This is a genomic window from Mycobacterium sp. NGS24, from assembly GCF_059813065.1.
On record NZ_JCALDW010000003.1, the window covers coordinates 341,757 to 355,214 of the forward strand.

General features: G+C 70.6%; 14 protein-coding genes. 8 read left to right on the forward strand and 6 right to left on the reverse strand.

Annotated features, from left to right (window positions below):
• Window positions 1-27: 27 nt before the first annotated feature.
• The gene (locus tag AC5Y6Y_RS07125) at window positions 28-849 is read right to left on the reverse strand and encodes an alkaline phosphatase family protein (RefSeq protein WP_473139796.1); all 822 of its coding nucleotides are present in this window, start codon (window positions 847-849) and stop codon (window positions 28-30) included.
• A gap of 125 nt (window positions 850-974) precedes the next feature.
• Between AC5Y6Y_RS07125 and upp the strand changes: the two genes are divergently transcribed.
• The gene (gene upp, locus AC5Y6Y_RS07130) at window positions 975-1,598 is read left to right on the forward strand and encodes a uracil phosphoribosyltransferase (RefSeq protein ID WP_473139731.1); all 624 of its coding nucleotides are present in this window, start codon (window positions 975-977) and stop codon (window positions 1,596-1,598) included.
• 1 nt (window position 1,599) lies between these two features.
• Here upp and AC5Y6Y_RS07135 read toward each other — a convergent pair whose 3' ends face one another.
• Together AC5Y6Y_RS07135 and AC5Y6Y_RS07140 are read right to left on the reverse strand one after the other, a co-directional pair.
• On the reverse strand, window positions 1,600-3,153 hold the full coding sequence (locus tag AC5Y6Y_RS07135; RefSeq protein ID WP_473139730.1) for a phospho-sugar mutase: 1,554 nt from the start codon (window positions 3,151-3,153) through the stop codon (window positions 1,600-1,602).
• Entirely contained in the window at window positions 3,150-3,950 is an 801-nt protein-coding gene (locus AC5Y6Y_RS07140; RefSeq protein WP_473139729.1) for a purine-nucleoside phosphorylase, read from the reverse strand. Before AC5Y6Y_RS07140 ends, AC5Y6Y_RS07135 begins: the two co-directional genes overlap by 4 nt.
• 67 nt (window positions 3,951-4,017) lie before the next feature.
• Here AC5Y6Y_RS07140 and AC5Y6Y_RS07145 point away from each other — a divergent pair, with 67 nt between their 5' ends.
• From AC5Y6Y_RS07145 to AC5Y6Y_RS07160, 4 genes are all read left to right on the forward strand, one after another.
• The gene (locus AC5Y6Y_RS07145) at window positions 4,018-4,683 is read left to right on the forward strand and encodes a cutinase family protein (RefSeq protein WP_473139728.1); all 666 of its coding nucleotides are present in this window, start codon (window positions 4,018-4,020) and stop codon (window positions 4,681-4,683) included.
• A 34-nt stretch (window positions 4,684-4,717) separates the two neighbouring features.
• Window positions 4,718-5,893, forward strand: coding sequence for a M20 family metallopeptidase (locus AC5Y6Y_RS07150; protein WP_473139727.1), 1,176 nt, complete (start codon window positions 4,718-4,720; stop codon window positions 5,891-5,893).
• The gene (locus AC5Y6Y_RS07155; protein ID WP_473139726.1) at window positions 5,890-7,059 is read left to right on the forward strand and encodes a M20 family metallopeptidase; all 1,170 of its coding nucleotides are present in this window, start codon (window positions 5,890-5,892) and stop codon (window positions 7,057-7,059) included. The genes AC5Y6Y_RS07150 and AC5Y6Y_RS07155 overlap by 4 nt, the downstream gene beginning before the upstream one ends.
• Window positions 7,060-7,187: 128 nt before the next feature.
• The gene (locus AC5Y6Y_RS07160; RefSeq protein ID WP_473139795.1) at window positions 7,188-8,093 is read left to right on the forward strand and encodes a type IV toxin-antitoxin system AbiEi family antitoxin; all 906 of its coding nucleotides are present in this window, start codon (window positions 7,188-7,190) and stop codon (window positions 8,091-8,093) included.
• A gap of 91 nt (window positions 8,094-8,184) precedes the next feature.
• Here AC5Y6Y_RS07160 and AC5Y6Y_RS07165 read toward each other — a convergent pair whose 3' ends face one another.
• Window positions 8,185-8,664: a gamma-glutamylcyclotransferase family protein gene (locus AC5Y6Y_RS07165; protein WP_463828320.1), complete on the reverse strand. Its 480-nt coding sequence runs from the start codon at window positions 8,662-8,664 to the stop codon at window positions 8,185-8,187.
• A gap of 31 nt (window positions 8,665-8,695) precedes the next feature.
• On the opposite strand from AC5Y6Y_RS07165, the gene AC5Y6Y_RS07170 reads away from it, so the two are divergent.
• The 3 genes from AC5Y6Y_RS07170 to AC5Y6Y_RS07180 all read left to right on the forward strand — a co-directional run bounded on the left by AC5Y6Y_RS07170 (window position 8,696) and on the right by AC5Y6Y_RS07180 (window position 12,828).
• A complete protein-coding gene (locus AC5Y6Y_RS07170) occupies window positions 8,696-10,108 on the forward strand; it encodes an NAD(P)H-quinone dehydrogenase (protein ID WP_463828363.1) in 1,413 nt (470 codons plus the stop codon).
• A 99-nt stretch (window positions 10,109-10,207) separates the two neighbouring features.
• Window positions 10,208-11,950, forward strand: a complete 1,743-nt coding sequence (locus AC5Y6Y_RS07175) for a glycerol-3-phosphate dehydrogenase/oxidase (protein WP_463828319.1) — start codon at window positions 10,208-10,210, stop codon at window positions 11,948-11,950.
• 50 nt (window positions 11,951-12,000) lie between these two features.
• The gene (locus tag AC5Y6Y_RS07180; protein WP_473139794.1) at window positions 12,001-12,828 is read left to right on the forward strand and encodes a pseudouridine synthase; all 828 of its coding nucleotides are present in this window, start codon (window positions 12,001-12,003) and stop codon (window positions 12,826-12,828) included.
• Here the strand turns inward: AC5Y6Y_RS07180 and AC5Y6Y_RS07185 are convergent.
• Both AC5Y6Y_RS07185 and AC5Y6Y_RS07190 read right to left on the reverse strand, forming a co-directional pair.
• Complete coding sequence (locus tag AC5Y6Y_RS07185) at window positions 12,785-12,991, reverse strand: hypothetical protein (protein WP_463828318.1); 207 nt, start codon at window positions 12,989-12,991, stop codon at window positions 12,785-12,787. The two genes, AC5Y6Y_RS07180 and AC5Y6Y_RS07185, sit on opposite strands and share 44 nt — an antisense overlap.
• Window positions 12,992-13,076: 85 nt before the next feature.
• The gene (locus AC5Y6Y_RS07190) at window positions 13,077-13,400 is read right to left on the reverse strand and encodes a DUF732 domain-containing protein (protein WP_463828317.1); all 324 of its coding nucleotides are present in this window, start codon (window positions 13,398-13,400) and stop codon (window positions 13,077-13,079) included.
• Between the last annotated feature and the right edge of the window lie 58 nt (window positions 13,401-13,458).

Sequence of the window (13,458 nt, forward strand, 5' to 3'; positions counted from 1 at the left end):
CACAATAGCGACCCGGCCCGACCCGGCTTATCCGCCCCAAATAGTTGCGATGGGTGCGGCGGTGGCCGCCAGGCCCGTTTTGGGCAGCCCGTACATCTCCTCGAGCGTGGCCAGCAGGTTGTAGTGATTGATGGTCTCGTTGTAGCTGCCCGGCTGCACGTGCGCGCCGTAGAACACCGTCGGGATCTGGTTGCGGGGACCGCCGTCGTCCTCGTCCCACGTCACGATCAGCAGGCTGTTGTTGGTCCTGGCCCAGGTGGCGTACGCGGCGAGGTGGGTGTTCAGCCAGGCGTCGCCCTGGGCGATCGACCCGTCGTGCATGTTGTTGTCGTTGTTGGGGATGACGATCGAGAGGGTGGGTAGGTTCGCGTAGCCGCCCGGCTGCGGGAACGCCGAGAACGGCACCGAGACATTGGCCGGCACATTGCTGAAGTTCACCCACGGCACGTGCTTGCGGGCGTACTTGCCCGCGCTGCACACCGGCGAACCGACCGCGGGCAGGTCCTCGGAATAGCCGCCGAAGGTGCGGCCGGAGGCCAGCAACTCCGACGCCAGGTTCGGGGCGGCACCCGCGTTGAGCGGGCAGCTGTCCTTGGTGACGCCGAAGGTGCTGCCCGCGAACAGGGCCAGATAATTGGGTTCGCTGGGGTGGGTCTCGGCGAACGACTGCGCCATCATGGCGCCGCCGGCCGCAAGCGCGTTGAGGAACGGTGCCGCCTTGTTGCCGACGATGTCGGCCTGCGAGCGGTTCTCCTCGATCACCATCACCACGTGCGCATACCTGGGCAGGGTCGCGGCGGCCAGGCTCACCCGCGCCGCGGGCAGCGGCAGCGCGCAGAGCACCGCCATAGCACAGAAAAGGCTGGTCAGATGGCGTCGCACGCCCGGAGTATAGGGCTGGGAATGGCCGGCCGGCCGCACGACGACGCGCGTGTCAGCCGGCCTGCACCCGATCGTTATATAGGGTCGGGCCGATGGACGTGCACGTCATCGATCACCCGCTGGCCGCCGCCCGGCTGACCGTGCTGCGTGATGAGCGAACCGACAATGCCACGTTCCGCGCCGCGTTGCGCGAACTCACGGTGATGCTGGTCTACGAGGCGCTGCGTGAGGCGCCCAGTGTCCCGGTGCCGATCCGCACGCCACTCGCCGAGACGACGGGGTCCAAGCTGGCGCGTCCGCCGCTGCTGGTGCCGGTGCTGCGGGCCGGCCTGGGCATGGTCAACGAGGCACATGCCCTGCTGCCCGAAGCGCACGTCGGGTTCGTCGGTGTGGCCCGCGACGAGCAGACCGCCCAGCCGGTGCCCTACCTGGCGTCGCTGCCCGACGACCTGTCCGGGCTGCCGGTGCTGATCCTGGACCCGATGCTGGCCACCGGCGGCTCGATGGCGCACACCATCGAGCAGCTGCAGGAGCGTGGCGCCACCGACCTCACCGCGCTGTGCGTGGTGGCGGCGCCGGACGGGGTGGTGGCGATGGAAAAGGTGGCGCCGGACGCGCGCCTGTTCACCGCGGCCATCGACGACGGGCTCAACGAGATCGCCTACATCGTGCCCGGACTCGGAGACGCCGGCGATCGTCAGTTCGGTCCGCGCTGAGTCACCAGCGGGCTATCGCAGCCACCAGTTCGTCGCGCACCGAACGCGCGCGGATGCGGGCAGCCTCCAGGTCTGCGCTGGGTGTGCAGCGAATCTCGAGGTAGCACTTGAGTTTCGGCTCGGTACCCGACGGCCGGACCACCACCCGTACGGACGTCTGGTCGGCACCGCCGGTGAAGATCAGCGCGTCGGCGCTGGCGGTTCTGTCGAAGCCGGCCAGCTCGGGCGGCGGTGCCTCGCGCAGCCGACGCAGCAGCGCGGCGGCCTCGTCGGTGTCGGCGACCCGGCGCGGCACCGCGGCGACCTCGTGCACGCCGTGGCGACGGGCCAGGTCGTCGAGCGCGTCGGAGACCGTGCGGCCGCGCAGCGAGGCCACCAGATCGCAGCACAACACCGCGGCGCTGATGCCGTCCTTGTCGCGGACCGCGGCCGGGTCGACGCAGTGCCCGATCGCCTCCTCGTAGGCGTACACCAGGCTGCCCGGCTCATCGGCGTCGGCGCGGGCCAGCCACTTGAACCCGGTCAGGGTCTCGACGTGCCGCGCGCCACGGTGCGCGGCGATCGCGGCCAGCATCCGGGACGACACCACGGTGCTGGCCACCGTGGGAGGGTCGCCGCGGTGCCGGGACAGAATGTAATCGCCCAGCAGCCACCCGGTTTCGTCACCGGAAAGCATCCGCCAGCCACTCGGCCCGGGTATCCCGACAGCGCACCGGTCGGCGTCGGGGTCCAGCGCGATCGCAACGTCGGCGCCGACGTCGGCGGCCAGCGCGAGCAGCGCATCGGTGGCACCCGGCTCCTCCGGGTTGGGAAAGGCGACGGTGGGGAAGTCGGGGTCGGGGTCGAACTGCGCGGCGACGGTGTGCACATCTGCGAAGCCGGCCCGGCGCAGCGTCTCGACGGCCACCGCGCCGCCCACCCCGTGCATCGGCGTCAACGCCACCCGCACCGTGCCGTCGCCGCGCCGCACTGCGGCCGCCCGCCGGATGTAGCGCTCGACCAGATCGGTGTCGGCGGGCGGCACCGGGGTGCGGGCGATCTGGTCGGCCGGGGGAGCGTCGGCCATCGCGGCTTCGATCCGGCGGTCGGCGGGGGAGATGATCTGCACACCGCCGTCGAGGTACACCTTGTAGCCGTTGTCGCCCGCCGGGTTGTGCGAGGCGGTGATCTGCACGCCGGCGACCGCTCCAGTGGCGCGCACCGCGTAGGCGACCACCGGCGTAGGCACCGGAGCGCTGCATAGCAGCACTGAAAAACCCTGAGCGGCAAGCACTTCGGCGGCAGCAGTGGCGAACGTCGCCGAGCCGTGCCGGGCGTCGCGTCCCACGATCACGGTGCCGGGCCGGTCGAGCACCCGGGCCAGCGCCCAGGTCGCGCGCAGCACCACGGCCAGGTTCATCGCGTCGGGGCCGCCGCGCACCGGCCCGCGCAACCCGGCGGTGCCGAACCGCAGCGGTCGGGCGAAGCGCGCGGCCAGCTCGTCGGGATCCAGCGCGGCGAGTTCGGCGGCCGTCTGGGGGTCAGGGTCGTGCGCGATCCAGGTTTCCGGGGTCACGGCACCCGGCGGATCACGTCGGCCAGCAGCGACCCCATCCGGGCGGCGGCCGCGGCGCCGGTGGCCAGCACCTCGGCGTGACTCAACGGCGCACCGGAGATCCCGGCCGCCAGATTCGTCACCAGCGACACGCCCAGCACCTCCGCACCCGCCGCCCGCGCGGCGATCGTCTCGTGCACGGTGGACATCCCGACCAGGTCGGCGCCGAGCACCTGCAGCATCCGGATCTCGGCGGGGGTCTCGTAGTGCGGCCCCGGCAGGGCGGCGTAGACGCCTTGCGTGAGCTGCGGATCGCAGTCGCGGGCCAGCGCCCGCAGCCGCGGCGCGTAGGCGTCGGTGAGGTCGACGAAGTGCGCACCGACCAGGGGTGAGCGCGCGGTCAGATTCAGGTGGTCACTGATCAGCACCGGCTGGCCGACCGCCATGTCGGCCCGCAACCCGCCCGCCGCGTTGGTCAGCACCACGATCCGGGCCCCTGCGGCGCACGCTGCCCGCACCGGGTGCACGACGTGCTGCAGGTCGTGTCCTTCGTAAGGGTGGATGCGGCCGGCCAGCACCAGCACCCGGTGCGCGCCGACCGGCACCGACAGCAACTCACCCGCGTGACCGGCGGCCTGCGGCGGGGCGAAGCCGGGGATCTCGGCCTGGGGCAACACGGCGGTCGGGGCGCCCAGCGCGGTGACCGCCGGTGACCATCCCGACCCCAGCACCACCGCGACGTCGTGCCGGTCGATACCGGTGCGTTCGGCGATGACGCGAGCAGCCTGCGCCGCGATCTCGTCAGGACGGGGCGCCATGCTGGTCACATTGCGCGAGCCTAGCTCGTCGCGCCCCGCACTCCGGAGGTGTGTGATGATCGGCTCTGTGAGATTGCGCGAACCGTCCTGTGTTGTGCTGGCCGCCGTAATTTTCGCTGCCGTCCTCGCGCTGCTGATCGCCCCCCCGCCCCGCGCGATCGCCGACGAGTGCCCCGACGTCGAACTCGTCTTCGCCCGCGGCACCGCTGAACCGCCCGGCCTGGGCCGGGTCGGGGACGCGCTGCTGGCCGCGCTGGGCCCCGCCCTGGGCGGCCGCAGCCTGGGCGTGTACCCGATCAACTACGCGGCCAGCTACAACTTCCTCACCACTGGCGACGCGGCCAACGACGCCCGCGACCACATCGCCTTCATGGCCGAACAGTGCCCCAACACCAAGATCGCGCTCGGCGGCTTCTCCCAGGGTGCGGCCGCGATCTCGATGCTGGCGGGGGTGCCGCCGCTGGGTGAGCGGATCGGCACGTTCGGCTCGGCTGCGCCGCTGGATCCGTTCCTGACCGGGCGCGTCACCGCCGTCGCGGTGTTCGGCAACCCCGGCAACCGGTTCAACACCCCGCTGTCCACCTCCGGCGGGTTCGCGGGCCGGGCGATCGACCTGTGCAGCGAGAACGATCCGGTCTGCGTGGTCGGGGGTCGCGACCGCGAGGCGCATCACGCCTACGAGAACCCGCCCTGGCCGGGCCAGGCCGCGCAGTTCCTTGCCGCACGGGTCTGACCGATGGCATGGGCACCGATGAGATACTGCCGAGATGCCCGTAGCACTGGACCGCGTCGAAGAAGTGGTGCGCCGGCGCGGCGGTGACCTGGTAGCGCTTTCCCACGCCATCCACGCCGAGCCCGAGCTGGCGTTCGCCGAGCACCGCAGCTGTGCCAAGGCCAAAGAGCTGATCGCCCAGCGCGGGTTTCAGATCGGCCCGGTCGCCGGACTGGACACCGCGTTCCGGGCGGAGTTCGGCAGCGGCCCGCTGGTCGTCGGGGTGTGCGCGGAGTACGACGCGCTGCCCGAGATCGGGCACGCCTGCGGACACAACATCATTGCGGCCGCGGGGGTGGGCGCAGCGCTGGCGTTGGCCGACGTCGCCGATGAACTCGGCCTGACGGTGGCCCTGCTGGGCACGCCGGCCGAGGAATCGGGCGGCGGCAAGGCCTTGATGCTGCAAGCCGGGGCGTTCGACGACGTCGCGGTGGCGGTGATGGTGCATCCCGGGCCCACCGACATCGCCGGGGCGCGGTCGCTGGCCCTGTCCGAGGTGACCGTGCACTACCGGGGCAAGGAATCGCACGCCGCGGTCGCCCCGCAGCTGGGGGTCAATGCCGCCGATGCGGTCACCGTCGCGCAGGTCGCGGTCGGCCTGCTGCGCCAGCAGTTGGCGCCCGGACAGCTGTTGCACGGCATCGTCACCGACGGCGGACAGGCCGTGAACGTGATCCCCGGCCGCGCCGCGTTGCAGTACGCGATGCGCGCGATCGACTCCGATTCGCTGCGCGAGCTGGAAGGCCGCGCCTACGCGTGTTTTTCCGCGGGGGCGCTGGCCACGGGCTGTGAATACGAGATCGACGCGGCCGGCCCGGCGTACCTGGAGTTGCAGCCCGACGAGTGGCTGGCCAACGTGTTCCGTGCGGAGATGCGGCGGCTGGGTCGCGAGCCGGTGCCCGCCGCGGTCGAGGTGGGACTGCCGATGGGCAGCACCGACATGGGCAACGTGACGCAGGTGATGCCGGGCATTCATCCGGTGATCGGCGTCGACGCCGGCGGCGCCACCGTGCATCAGCGGGCCTTCGCCGCCGCGGCCGCGGGACCCAGCGCCGACCGGGCCGTCGTGGAGGGCGCGATCATGCTGGCGCGCACGGTGGTCGCGCTCGCATCCGACTCCGGTCAACGCGAGCGGGTGCTGGAGCTGCGGGAACGCCGGGTGGCGTCATGAGTCTGGTCGACAGCGCCGAATCCTGGCTGGCCGCGCACTACGACGACCTGGTGGACTGGCGCCGACACATCCACCGGTACCCCGAGCTGGGCCGACAAGAGTTCGCCACCACGCAGTTCGTCGCCGAGCGGCTGGCCAACGCCGGGCTGAACCCTAAGGTGCTGCCCGGCGGCACCGGCTTGACCTGCGATTTCGGCCCCGAGCACCAACCCAGGATCGCGTTGCGCGCCGATATGGACGCGTTGCCGATGGCCGAGCGGACCGGCGCGCCGTACGCCTCGACCGTCGCCGACGTCGCACATGCCTGCGGTCACGACGCGCACACCGCGATCCTGCTGGGCACCGCGCTGGCGCTGGCGTCGGTGCCTGAGCTGCCGGTGGGGGTGCGGCTGATCTTCCAGGCCGCCGAGGAGCTGATGCCCGGGGGTGCGATCGATGCGATCGCCGCCGGTGCGCTGACCGGGGTGTCGCGGATCTTCGCGCTGCACTGCGATCCCCGGCTCGAGGTGGGCAAGGTCGCAGTGCGGCTGGGGCCGATCACCTCGGCGGCCGACCAGCTCGAGATCACGCTGCATTCGCCCGGCGGGCACACCTCGCGCCCGCACCTGACCGCCGACCTGGTCTACGGGCTCGGCACGGTGATCACCGGCCTGCCGGGTGTGTTGTCGCGCCGCATCGACCCGCGCAACAGCACCGTGCTGGTGTGGGGGGCGGTGAACGCCGGCAACGCGCCCAACGCCATTCCGCAGTCCGGGGTGCTGGCGGGCACGGTGCGCACCGCCAGCCGGCAGACGTGGGTCGATCTCGAAGCGATCATCCGGGACGCCGTCGCGGGCCTGTTGTCGCCGCTGGCCATCGAGCACACGCTGCAGTACCGGCGCGGCGTGCCGCCGGTGGTCAACGAAGACGTCTCGACCCGCATCCTCACCCACGCGATCGAGGCCGTCGGCCCGGACGTGCTGGCCGACACCCGGCAGTCCGGCGGCGGCGAGGACTTTTCCTGGTACCTCGAGGAGATACCCGGGGCGATGGCCCGGTTGGGGGTCTGGTCGGGCGAGGGGCCGCAGCTCGACCTGCACCAGCCCACCTTCGACCTCGACGAGCGCGCCCTGGCCATCGGCGTGCGGGTGATGGCCAACATCATCGAGCAATCCGCTCCCTTCTGAGGTACTTCGGTCTGCTTGTTACTGCCGAGCGGCCCCATATGTGCGCGAAAACGGCTCTGCGACCGGCATTTTGAGGACGCTCGCGCGGTGAATTGTGGGTGCGTTACGTGGTGCCGAAGATGGGCCGCGTGCATGCCGGACTCGGTCAGCTGCTTAACGAACAACAGGGCGTCGTCACCGCGGCCCAGGCCTTGGGCATGGTCAGCCGCCGCAACCTGGAGACCTGCGTCCGGCGCGGCGAGCTGCGCCGGATCTGGCACGGCGTCTACGGCAGCGGCCGCGACACCGCTGCTCTGCGACTGCGCGGGCTCGACCTGTTGGCGGGCACGACGGTCGCCATCTGCCTGCACACGGCCGCGGCCGGTTACGGGTTTGCCACCGAACGCGACACCGACCTGCACGTGCTCAACCCCGACCAGGGCCACCTGCACTCCACGCGGGGTCTCGTGGTGCACCGCCGCGAGGACGCGCCACTGGTATCAGTGCGCGGCCGGCCGACGACGACGCCCGCGTGGACAGCGATCGAGGTGGCGCGCAGCCTGCGCCGGCCGCGTGCGCTGGCTACTCTGGACGCGGCCCTGCGCAGCGGTCGCTGCCGGCCCGACGAGCTGGCCGAAGCCGTCGAGTCGCAGGCCGGGCGTCGCGGCATCTGCACCGCCCGGGCGCTGCTTCCGCTGGCGTCACCGCTGGCCGAGTCGCCGATGGAGAGCGAAGCCCGCCTGGTCATGATCGACGGCGGACTGCCGGAACCGGTGCTGCAGTACAACATCGTCGACCTGACCGGGCGGCTGTGGCGGGTCGACTTCGCCTGGCCGGAATGTCGTGTCGTCGCCGAGTACGACGGCGTGGACTCGCACAGCAGTCCCGAAGCGTTCAGATACGACCGACTCCGGACCGCGGCGCTGCAGGATCTGGGCTTCATGGTCGTGGCGATGGTGGCCCAGGACGTCAGGTGTGAACCCTGGCATCTCGTGCACCGGCTCAGAACGCGACTGGACCGAGGTCGCGCGGCGGGACCGTCACCAGCGGCCTGAAAATGCCGTCACAACGGGCATTTCGCCGCACCTATGAGGACGCTCGGCGCACCAGGGCGCACCAGGGCGCACCAGGGCGCACCGGAAAGCCTCAGGCGCTGGTCCCCGGACCGATGTTGCGGGCCGGGCGGGTCCGCAGATCGTGCACGTAATCGGCTGGGGCGCCGGCCTTTTCGGCTGCATCGGCCATCACACCGAGGTAGCGCGCCGACGGCAGCCCGCCCTCCCAGGCATCCAGCACATAGAGCCACGCCAACACCGGGTCGATGTCGGTGTCGGAGGATTCCCGCTGCACGCGGCAGCGGATCTTCTTGTGCACGCCGAACTCCGAGCCCTCCCACCGGTCCAGGTTCATTTCGTCGGCCGGCGTCATGTCGTAGAGCACCACGAACACCTGCGAGGTGGGCTCCTCGACGACGGTGGCCAGCGCACCCTCCCAGCCGATGTCCTCCCCGCCGAACGTCAGCCGCCAGCCCGGCAACCAGCCGGTTCCGGCCATTGGCGAGTGCGGTGCGCGCTTGAGCATCTGCTCGGGATCCATGTTCGAGCCGTACGCGGCGTAGAGCGGCACGGGGAAAGCTTAGACGCTAGGTTTGGTGGCTGTGACGACGCGCATCGTGATCCTCGGCGGCGGCCCGGCCGGATACGAGGCGGCCCTGGTGGCCGCCAACTCGCGCCCCGATGCCGAAGTCACGGTCGTCGACTCCGAAGGCATCGGCGGCGCGGCCGTCCTCGACGACTGCGTGCCGTCCAAGACCTTCATCGCCTCGACCTGGCTGCGTACCGAGCTGCGCCGGGCGCCGCGACTCGGCTTCGAGATCGACATCGACGACGCCAAGATCGACCTGCCGCAGATCCACGCGCGGGTCAGGAACCTCGCCGTCGAGCAGTCCGAGGACATCGCGGCGCAACTGCGCGATGTGGGCGTGCACCTGGTGGCCGGGCGCGGTGAGCTGATCGACCCGGCCCCCAACCTGGCCCGGCACCGGATCAAAGCTACGGCCGCGGACGGGACCGTCACCGAGCACGACGCCGACGTCGTGCTGATCGCCACCGGCGCCAGCCCGCGTGTCCTGCCGTCGGCGCAGCCGGACGGCGAGCGCATCCTGACCTGGCGGCAGCTCTACGACCTCAAGGAGCTGCCCGAACACCTCGTCGTGGTGGGCTCGGGGGTGACCGGCGCGGAGTTCGTGCACGCCTACACCGAGCTCGGGGTGCCGGTGACGGTGGCGGCCAGCCGCGACCGGGTGCTGCCCTACGAAGACGCCGACGCCGCGGCGGTGCTCGAAGAGTCGTTCGCCGAGCGCGGCGTGAAGTTGTTCAAGAACGCGCGCGCCGAGTCGGTCAAGCGCACCGGCAACGGCGTCCTGGTCACCATGACCGACGGACGCACCGTCGAGGGCAGCCACGCGTTGATGACCATCGGGTCGGTCCCCAACACCAGTGGTCTCGGGCTGGAGCGGGTCGGCATCGAGCTGGGCCCCGGCGACTATCTGAAGGTGGACCGGGTGTCGCGGACGTCGGTGCCGGGCATCTACGCCGCGGGCGACTGCACCGGCCTGCTGTTGCTGGCGTCGGTGGCGGCGATGCAGGGCCGCATCGCGATGTATCACGCGCTGGGCGAAGGTGTCAGCCCGATCCGGCTGCGCACGGTCGCGGCGACGGTGTTCACCCGGCCGGAGATCGCCGCCGTCGGGGTCCCCCAGTCGGCGATCGACGACGGCGAGTTCAGCGCCCGGACCATCATGCTGCCGCTGCACACCAACGCCCGCGCCAAGATGTCGGGGCTGCGGCAGGGCTTCGTCAAGATCTTCTGCCGCAAATCCACCGGCGTGGTGATCGGTGGGGTGGTGGTGGCGCCGATCGCCTCGGAGCTGATCCTGCCGATCGCGGTCGCGGTGCAGAACCGGATCACGGTCAACGAGTTGGCCCAGACCCTGGCCGTCTATCCGTCGCTGTCCGGTTCGATCACCGAGGCCGCCCGGCGGCTGATGGCCCACGACGATCTGGACTGATCGTCGAATTCACAGAGTGAAGACCGACTCGAGGACCGGCAACCCACTAGCCTTGGCTGAGTACCGCTACTGACGAGTAACCGACAGGAGTCTGTGGTCGTGAGCAACCCGATCGAGAGCGAACCCGCCGCGTCGGCCCTGGGCCCCGAACAGCGGGCACTCGCCTGGGAGCGTCTCGGTACCGAGCAATTCGACGTCGTGGTGATCGGCGGCGGGGTGGTGGGCTCGGGCTGCGCCCTGGACGCGGCCACCCGCGGGCTGAAGGTGGCGCTGGTGGAGGCGCGTGACTTCGCCTCGGGCACCTCGAGTCGCTCCTCGAAGATGTTCCACGGCGGCCTGCGCTATCTGGAACAACTCGAGTTCGGCCTGGTGCGCGAGGCGCTGTTCGAACGCGAGCTGTCGCTGACCACGCTGGCGCCGCACCTGGTCAAGCCGCTGCCGTTCCTGTTCCCGCTGACCAAGCGACTGTGGGAACGGCCCTACATGGCTGCGGGCATCTTCCTCTACGACAGTCTGGGCGGCGCGAAATCGGTGCCGGCGCAGAAGCATATGACCCGCGCCGGGGCGTTGCGGCTGAGCCCGGGCCTCAAGCGCAACTCGCTGATCGGCGGCATCCGCTACTACGACACCGTGGTCGACGACGCCCGGCACACCATGATGGTGGCGCGCACCGCGGCGCACTACGGCGCGGTGGTGCGGTCGTCCACCCAGGTGGTGGCGCTGCTGCGGGAGGGCGACCGGGTCACCGGGGTGCGGGTGCGCGACTCCGAGGACGGCGAGATCACCGAGGTCCGCGCGCACGTGGTGATCAACGCGACCGGAGTCTGGACCGACGAGATCCAGGCGTTGTCCAAGCAACGCGGCCGGTTCAAGGTGCGCGCCTCCAAGGGCGTGCACGTGGTGGTGCCGCGGGACCGCATCGTCAGCGACGTCGCGATCATCCTGCGCACCGAGAAGTCGGTGATGTTCGTTATCCCGTGGGGCAGCCACTGGATCATCGGGACCACCGACACCGACTGGAACCTCGATCTGGCCCATCCAGCGGCCACCAAGGCCGACATCGACTACATCCTGGGCACGGTCAACACCGTGCTGGCCACCCCGTTGACGCACGCCGACATCGACGGTGTCTACGCCGGGCTGCGGCCGCTGCTGGCCGGGGAGAGTGAGGAGACCTCCAAGCTGTCCCGGGAGCACGCCGTGGCGGTGCCCGCGGCCGGCCTGGTCGCGATCGCCGGCGGCAAGTACACCACCTACCGGGTGATGGCGGCCGACGCGGTGGATGCCGCCGCCGAGTTCATTCCGGCCCGGGTCGCGCCGACGATCACCCAGAAGGTGCCGTTGATGGGCGCCGACGGCTACTTCGCCCTGATCAACCAGACCCAGAACGTCGGCGCGATGCGTGGCCTGCACCCCTACCGGGTGCGCCACCTGCTGGATCGCTACGGGTCGCTGATCGACGAGGTACTGGCGATGGCGGCCAAAGACCCCAGCTTGCTGGGGCCGATCACCGACGCGCCCGGGTACCTGAAAGTGGAAGCCCTCTACGCCGTCGCGGCTGAGGGGGCGCTGCACCTCGAGGACATCCTGGCGCGCCGGATGCGGATCTCGATCGAGTACTCCCACCGCGGCGTCGACTGCGCGCGCGAGGTGGCCGAGCTGGTGGCGCCGGTGCTGGGCTGGAGTGCGGCCGACGTGGATCGCGAGGTCGACAACTACAAGGCGCGGGTGACCGCCGAGATCCTGTCGCAGGCCCAGCCCGACGACGTGTCCGCCGACGAGTTGCGCGCCAGCGCACCCGAGGCGCGCGCGGAGATCCTCGAACCGGTGCCCCTGAATTGAGGGCCGCCCCGCTGCCGGTTCGCGACGGGCTGGGTCCGGCACGGGTCCGGATGTACGGCGGGCCGGTCCTGGCGGAGTTGACCGCGCGGTTCGGCGCGCCCGCGCGCGCCAAAGTCCTGGCCGGCGAAGTCGTCGACGCCGACGGCACGGTGATCGACGACGCGACCGTGCTGCCCGGCGGCGCGCACGTCTACCTGTACCGCGACCTGCCCGACGAGGTGCCGGTGCCGTTTGACATCCCGGTGCTCTACCGCGACGACAACATCGTCGTCGCCGACAAACCGCACTTCCTGTCGACCATGCCGCGCGGACGCCACGTCGCGCAGACCGCGCTGGTGCGGTTGCGGCGCTCGTTGGACCTACCCGAACTCAGCCCCGCGCACCGGCTGGACCGGCTGACGGCCGGCGTCCTGCTGTTCACCACCCGACGTGAGATCCGGGGCGCCTATCAGACGCTGTTCGCCCGGGGCGAGGTCAGCAAGGTCTATCTGGCCCGAGCGGCGGTCGACCCGGCGGTGACGCTGCCGCAGCTGGTGCGCACCCGCATCGTCAAGTATCGAGGCCAACTGCAGGCAGTCTGCGAACCGGGACCTGCCAACGCCGAGACACTGGTGGAGCTGCTGTCGCCCGACGGTCTCTACCGGCTCACGCCACGCACCGGACGCACCCACCAGTTGCGGGTGCACATGGCGTCGCTGGGGCTGCCGATCTTCGCAGATCCGTTGTACCCCAACGTCATAGCCGTCCCCGACGGCGACTTCACCACGCCGCTGCAGTTGCTGGCGCAGCGCATCGAATTCGACGATCCGGTGACGGGCGCGCACCGGGAGTTCGTCAGTCGCCGAGAGCTCCCGGCAACCCGGCAAGACCGTCCTTGATCCCTGCGCTGACCGGGTCCCCGGAGGCGATGGCCTCGCTCGGCACCACGTCGCACGTGCAACTGAGCTCGGTGAACATGTTGGGCTCGGCCTCATCTTCGGCGCCGACCGCGGTGGCGGTGACCAGGGCGGCGCACAGCGCGGCGACGACGACGGAGAACACTCTGCTGATCAGTTCGACTCCCGGTGAGGCGTATCGCCAGAGTGTATGTGTGCCGAGCCCGCGAATCCGAGACGGACACACAAACTTAATTTGACGCGTGATGCCTGGGGCAGAACGCGGCGATGCTCAAGCCGACGAAGAACCCCGCGTGATAGCCGTCGAGGTTGCTGCTGGTGGACACGTCGTTGGCGACGTCGCTCTTCTGCTTGCCCTGGTCGAGTTCGTTGCACACCTGATGGCCGGCGAGCAGAGCTGCTTGCGACGAGCCGAAATGGATGTCCTTGGACCGCATCGCGTTGAGGAACTGGTCGTCGACAGCGTCGGCGTGCGCGCGTGGGGCGGCTACGCCGGCACAGCTCAGCAGTCCCAGCAGCACGAGAAAGCTCGTACGCAGCCGGCGGATCGCCATCGCTGAACCCCCTCGCCTGTGCTGGTCGCGTCATGTCCTGCTGACATGCTGATCATTG

Excerpts from the sequence above, each read along its gene's own strand:
- AC5Y6Y_RS07155 (WP_473139726.1), top strand. The coding sequence starts at position 5,890 with ATGAGTCTGGTCGACAGCGCCGAATCCTGGCTGGCCGCGCACTACGAC.
- upp (WP_473139731.1), top strand. The coding sequence starts at position 975 with ATGGACGTGCACGTCATCGATCACCCGCTGGCCGCCGCCCGGCTGACC.
- AC5Y6Y_RS07125 (WP_473139796.1), bottom strand. The coding sequence starts at position 849 with ATGGCGGTGCTCTGCGCGCTGCCGCTGCCCGCGGCGCGGGTGAGCCTG.
- AC5Y6Y_RS07150 (WP_473139727.1), top strand. The coding sequence starts at position 4,718 with ATGCCCGTAGCACTGGACCGCGTCGAAGAAGTGGTGCGCCGGCGCGGC.
- AC5Y6Y_RS07140 (WP_473139729.1), bottom strand. The coding sequence starts at position 3,950 with ATGGCGCCCCGTCCTGACGAGATCGCGGCGCAGGCTGCTCGCGTCATC.
- AC5Y6Y_RS07190 (WP_463828317.1), bottom strand. The coding sequence starts at position 13,400 with ATGGCGATCCGCCGGCTGCGTACGAGCTTTCTCGTGCTGCTGGGACTG.
- AC5Y6Y_RS07180 (WP_473139794.1), top strand. The coding sequence starts at position 12,001 with ATGTACGGCGGGCCGGTCCTGGCGGAGTTGACCGCGCGGTTCGGCGCG.